The organism is Kitasatospora sp. NPDC059722 (genome assembly GCF_042733235.1).
In the GTDB taxonomy this organism is placed as follows: domain Bacteria; phylum Actinomycetota; class Actinomycetes; order Streptomycetales; family Streptomycetaceae; genus Kitasatospora.
Genome location: NZ_JBHWGD010000191.1, coordinates 1 through 5829, shown reverse-complemented (window position 1 = coordinate 5829; position 5829 = coordinate 1). Strand labels below are relative to the sequence as shown.

4 protein-coding genes are annotated in these 5829 nt (G+C 71.6%); 3 read left to right on the top strand and 1 reads right to left on the bottom strand.

The window, feature by feature from the left end; genetic code table 11:
- Positions 1 to 298 precede the first annotated feature (298 nt).
- The gene (locus ACFV4F_RS41910; protein WP_380440687.1) at positions 299 to 1582 is read right to left on the bottom strand and encodes an adenylosuccinate synthase; all 1284 of its coding nucleotides are present in this window, start codon (positions 1580 to 1582) and stop codon (positions 299 to 301) included.
- 126 nt (positions 1583 to 1708) lie between these two features.
- Here ACFV4F_RS41910 and ACFV4F_RS41905 point away from each other — a divergent pair, with 126 nt between their 5' ends.
- The 3 genes from ACFV4F_RS41905 to purM all read left to right on the top strand — a co-directional run bounded on the left by ACFV4F_RS41905 (position 1709) and on the right by purM (position 5623).
- Complete coding sequence (locus ACFV4F_RS41905) at positions 1709 to 2554, top strand: diacylglycerol kinase (protein WP_380440685.1); 846 nt, start codon at positions 1709 to 1711, stop codon at positions 2552 to 2554.
- Positions 2555 to 2809: 255 nt separating this feature from the next.
- The gene (purF, locus tag ACFV4F_RS41900; RefSeq protein ID WP_380511024.1) at positions 2810 to 4390 is read left to right on the top strand and encodes an amidophosphoribosyltransferase; all 1581 of its coding nucleotides are present in this window, start codon (positions 2810 to 2812) and stop codon (positions 4388 to 4390) included.
- Positions 4391 to 4537: 147 nt separating this feature from the next.
- Entirely contained in the window at positions 4538 to 5623 is a 1086-nt protein-coding gene (gene purM / locus ACFV4F_RS41895; RefSeq protein WP_380440681.1) for a phosphoribosylformylglycinamidine cyclo-ligase, read from the top strand.
- Positions 5624 to 5829: the final 206 nt, after the last annotated feature.

The window sequence follows — 5829 nt, the reverse complement described above, 5'->3', positions numbered from 1 at the left end:
GCGCGGGGGGGGGGGGTGGTCGGGTGAGCGCGCGCCCCCGGGCGGGGGGGGGCCCGACGGCGGCCCAGAGCTCGGGGACGTGGTGGCGCCCGAGGGGCTCCAGGCGGACGTGGCGGCCGGTCAGGGTGACGGGCTCGGGCAGCTTCGCGGTCATGACCCGAACGTACTGCCGAACTGTACTAGATGCAATGGAATTATGTCCTAGTGCAAAAGTTCAGGGGCAAGCGGAAGGGGCCCTGTGGGATCGCTCCCGCAGGGCCCCTCGGGCCGGTGGTCCGGACGGCGGTCCGGAGCCGGATCAGATGAACGAGTTGATCTGGATCGTCTCGTCACGGCCCGGGCCGACGCCGATGGCGGAGATCGGCGCGCCCGACATCTCCTCCAGCGCCTTCACGTAGGCCTGCGCGTTCTTCGGCAGCTCGGCGAAGGTCTTCGCCTTGCTGATGTCCTCGGTCCAGCCCGGCAGCGTCTCGTAGATCGGCTTGGCGTGGTGGAAGTCCGACTGGTTGTAGGGGAGCTCCTCGACCCGGCGGCCGTCGATCTCGTACGCGACGCAGACCGGGATCTGCTCCCAGCCGGTCAGGACGTCGAGCTTGGTGAGGAAGAAGTCGGTGAGGCCGTTGACCCGGGTCGCGTAGCGCGCGATCACGGCGTCGAACCAGCCGCAGCGGCGGTCGCGGCCGGTGGTCACGCCGCGCTCGCCGCCGATGCGGCGCAGCGCCTCGCCGTCCGCGTCGAGCAGCTCGGTCGGGAACGGGCCGGAGCCGACGCGGGTCGTGTACGCCTTGAGGATGCCGATGACCCGGTCGATCTTGGTGGGGCCGATGCCGGCGCCGGTGCAGGCGCCGCCCGAGGTCGGGTTCGACGAGGTCACGAAGGGGTACGTGCCGTGGTCGACGTCGAGCAGGGTGCCCTGGCCGCCCTCCAGCAGGACGACCTTGTTCGCCTTGAGGGCCTGGTCCAGGACGAGGGTGGTGTCGGCGAGGAAGGGCTTGATCTTGTCCGCGTAGCCCAGGTACTCCTCGACGACCAGCTCGGCCGGGACGGCGCGGCGGTTGTAGAGCTTGACCAGGATCTGGTTCTTGTCGTGCAGCGCCGCCTCGATCTTCTGGCGCAGGATCGACTCGTCGAACAGGTCCTGGACCCGGATGCCGACGCGGTTGATCTTGTCCGCGTAGGTCGGGCCGATGCCGCGGCCGGTGGTGCCGATCCGGCGCTTGCCGAGGAAGCGCTCGGTGACCTTGTCCAGGGTGCGGTGGTACGGCGTGATCAGGTGGGCGTTGCCCGAGATCAGCAGCTTCGAGGTGTCGATGCCGCGCTCGTTGAGGCCGGCCAGCTCGGAGAGCAGCACGCCCGGGTCGATCACGACGCCGTTGCCGATCACCGGCGTCACGTTCGGGCTGAGGATGCCGGAGGGGAGCAGGTGCAGGGCATACTTCTGGTCGCCGATGACCACCGTGTGACCGGCGTTGTTGCCGCCCTGGTAGCGGACGACGTAGTCGACGGAGCCGCCGAGGAGGTCGGTCGCCTTCCCCTTGCCCTCGTCCCCCCACTGAGCGCCAACGAGCACGAGTGCCGGCACAGGCGTACACCCCTTCCGGTTGGGGCATCCTGCGTAGGCCGCAGTCTGCCCCGAGATAGACGAAGCCCCTGGCGCAGTAGCGCAAGGGGCTCTTGCACCGAGAGATTACCTGAGGAAGGACCGGTCGTGTCGTCCCTGTCCACGCCTGCAACCGGCGGCTCCGAGCCGCTCCTGCTGCTCCTCGACCCGGTGGCCCGGCAGACCGACGGGGAGTCGGTGCGGATCGCGAAGGACGTGCTCTGCGGAGGTGCGGACGTCAAGGTGGCGTACCCGGAGAGCCCTTCCGAACTCGATCGGGTGCTTTCGCACCGGGGTCGGCGGCGACCGGTGGTGATCGGTTCCGATCTCGCCCTGCAGCGGGTGCTCCAGGCCCTGCACCGGCACCGTGAGCTGGGCACGGATCCGGTGGGCATGGTTCCGGTCGGCCGCTCGGAGGAGCTGGCGGCGGCCCGCGCGCTCGGGGTCCCGGGCGAGCCGGTGCCGGCCGCGCGGGCGGTGCTGTCGGGGACGCCGCGCAAGCTCGACCTGCTGGTCGACGACGGCGGCGGGGTCGCGCTGGGCGGGGTGCGGATCGCGGGTGCGGGAGCCCGGCGGCTGATCGGCCGTCCGGGCGGCTGGCGTTCGCTATGGGCGAAACTGGCTGCGGCCGAGCAGGGGAACGCACTCACCGTCGAGGCCGCCGAGCAGAGCTCCCGGATCCGGGTCGAGGCCGACGGCCGGCTCCTCGCGGACGTCCACCGGCCGGTCCGGCTGGTGCAGGTCTCCCTCCCCTTCGGCGCGTCGGACGGTTCGGGCGTCATGGAGGTCGTCGTCCGCGCGCCCGGCGCCCTGGTGCGCGCCCGCGCCGCGAGCGTCTCGGTGGCCGGCCGCGGCTTCGGCTACGAGGTCGACGGCCGCCCGGTCGGCCCGGTCCGCGCCCGCACCTGGACGGTCCACCCGGGTGCGTGGGGCCTGCTGCTGCCTGCGGCGTGAGGGTGCCCGGTAACGCCTTCGTGAACTCCGGGTGAGCAGGCTCACGTTCGCCCCGGTCCCGAGGGCCGGCTCTTCGCACCCGGAATGCCCCAACAGGCGCGAACCACAAGGCCATCCCCGGCCCGCGGGAATTCCCCCGGGTCGAAATACCCACCCGGTAAGGGGTTTTGTCTACGCGCGTTGCCGAACGATCGCCCAACAATCCCGGCATCCCGGGTTCCGGAAGCCTGTGCCAACTGCCCTAGACTCGAAGGCGTGCCACGTGGTGACGGAAGACTCAACCACGATCTTCTTCCCGGCGAGAAAGGCCCCCAGGACGCTTGCGGCGTCTTCGGTGTCTGGGCTCCCGGCGAGGAGGTCGCCAAGCTCACGTTCTTCGGCCTTTACGCCCTGCAGCACCGCGGTCAGGAATCCGCGGGCATCGCAGTGAGCAACGGCTCCCAGATTCTCGTCTTCAAGGACATGGGACTCGTCTCCCAGGTCTTCGACGAGGCCTCCCTGGGGTCGTTGCACGGGCATATCGCCGTCGGACACGCCCGCTACTCGACCACCGGTTCCTCGGTCTGGGAGAACGCCCAGCCGACCTTCCGCGCGACCGTCCACGGTTCGCTGGCCCTCGGGCACAACGGAAACCTGGTGAACACCGCCGAACTGGCGGCCATGGTCGCCGAACTGCCGGGCGAGGAGCACGTCTCCCGCTCCGGCCGGACCGCCGCGACCAACGACACCGACCTGGTGACCGCGCTGCTCGCCGGCCACCCGGACCTCTCCATCGAGGAGACGGCCAAGGTCGTGCTGCCGAAGGTCAAGGGCGCGTTCTCGCTCGTCTTCATGGACGAGCACACCCTCTACGCCGCCCGCGACCCGCAGGGCATCCGCCCGCTGGTGCTCGGCCGGCTGGAGCGCGGCTGGGTGGTCGCCTCCGAGACCGCGGCGCTGGACATCTGCGGCGCCTCGTTCATCCGCGAGGTCGAGCCCGGCGAGCTCATCGCCATCGACGAGAACGGCATGCGCAGCTCCCGCTTCGCCGAGGCGAAGCCCAAGGGCTGCGTGTTCGAGTACGTCTACCTGGCCCGCCCGGACACCAGCATCGCCGGCCGCAACGTCCACCTCTCCCGCGTGGAGATGGGCCGCCGGCTGGCGAAGGAGGCGCCGGTCGAGGCCGACCTGGTGATAGCGACGCCCGAGTCCGGCACCCCCGCCGCGATCGGCTACGCCGAGGCCAGCGGCATCCCCTACGGCTCCGGCCTGGTGAAGAACGCCTACGTCGGCCGCACCTTCATCCAGCCCAGCCAGACCATCCGCCAGCTCGGCATCCGGCTCAAGCTGAACCCGCTGCGCGAGGTCATCCAGGGCAAGCGCCTGGTGGTCGTGGACGACTCGATCGTCCGCGGCAACACCCAGCGCGCGCTGGTGAAGATGCTGCGCGAGGCCGGCGCCGCCGAGGTCCACATCCGGATCTCCTCGCCGCCGGTGAAGTGGCCCTGCTTCTTCGGCATCGACTTCGCCACCCGCGCGGAGCTGATCGCCAACGGCATGACCATCGAGGAGATCGGGCGCACGCTCGGCGCGGACTCGCTCTCGTACATCTCGATCGACGGCATGATCGAGGCCACCAAGCAGCCCAAGGACAAGCTCTGCCGGGCCTGCTTCGACGGCGAGTACCCGATGGAGCTGCCCGACCCGGCGCTGCTCGGCAAGCTCCTGCTGGAGGCCGAGATCAAGGGCAGCCAGCAGCCGCCCGCCGTCCGCGGCAAGCCGACCGGCAGCGACCTGGACGGTGTCCAGTCCCTGCTCGGCGGAGCGGGCGCGGCCGACGCGCTGCGCCGCCCGTAGCGAAACCATGGTGGGGTCCCGCGAGCCGGGGCCCCACCGTCGTTCCGACCCCCTTCTGCCGTACCGAACCACCCCCACCAGACCCGAGAGGGCCGCACCGCAGTGACCTCCCACCCGTCGCCCACCGCCACCCCCAACGGAGACGCCATGCGTCACACCTCTGACGGCGCCACCTACGCCGCCGCCGGCGTCGACATCGAGGCGGGTGACCGCGCCGTCGAGCTCATGAAGCAGTGGGTGAAGAAGGCCAACCGCCCCGAGGTGGTCGGCGGTCTCGGCGGCTTCGCCGGCCTCTTCGACGCGTCCGCCTTCAAGAACTACGAGCGGCCGCTGCTGGCCTCGGCCACCGACGGCGTGGGGACCAAGGTGGCCATCGCCGCCGCCATGGACAAGCACGACACCATCGGCCACGACCTCGTCGGCATGGTCGTCGACGACCTCGTCGTGTGCGGCGCCGAGCCGCTGTTCATGACCGACTACATCTGCGTCGGCAAGGTCGTCCCGGAGCGCGTCGCCGCGATCGTCAAGGGCATCGCCGAGGGCTGCGCGCTGGCCGGCTGCGCCCTGGTGGGCGGCGAGACCGCCGAGCACCCGGGCCTGCTCGGCCCGGACGAGTACGACGTCGCGGGCGCCGGCACCGGCGTCGTCGAGGCGGACGCGCTGCTCGGCGCCGAGCGCGTGCGGGCCGGCGACGTGGTGATCGCGATGGCCGCCTCCGGCCTGCACTCCAACGGCTACTCGCTGGTCCGCCACGTCCTGCTGAACCAGGCCGGCTGGCAGCTGGACCGCAAGGTCGAGGAGTTCGGCCGCACCCTCGGCGAGGAGCTGCTGGAGCCGACCCGGATCTACTCGCTGGACTGCCTGGCGCTCACCCGCGCCACCGAGGTCCACGCCTTCTCGCACGTCACCGGCGGCGGCCTGGCGGCCAACCTGGCCCGGGTCATCCCGGCCGGCCTGCACGCCCGCCTGGACCGCGGCACCTGGACCCCGCTGCCGGTCTTCCAGACCGTCGCCGAGGTCGGCAAGGTGAGCACCCTGGAGATCGAGAAGACGCTCAACATGGGCGTCGGCATGGTCGCGGTCGTCCCGCCGCACTCGGTGGACGTCGTGCTGTCGATCCTGGAGGACCGCGGCGTCGAGGCCTGGCTGCTGGGCGACATCGTCGACCGCACCGACGAGCACGACGGCGGCGCGGCCCTCTACAACGCCTACGAGGGCTTCACGGCGGGCTGAGACAGGCTCACCGCGCCCCCGGCGCGCCAGGTGTGTCAGATGTGACGAGAGGGCCCCTCCGGTGCACCGGAGGGGCCCTCTCGCGTCCCCGGGCCCCCCGCGGCCGACCGCCCGTCAGGGGGCACCCCGAAGACCCGGCCCGCGCCCGGGGGGGCCCCGCCCGCGCCCGCGGCACCCCGGGGACGAACGGCGGGGGGCCCCCGGCC

Bases quoted from the DNA above. Each gene is read 5' to 3' on its own strand.
- purM (WP_380440681.1), top strand. From the start codon at position 4,538: ATGCGTCACACCTCTGACGGCGCCACCTACGCCGCCGCCGGCGTCGAC.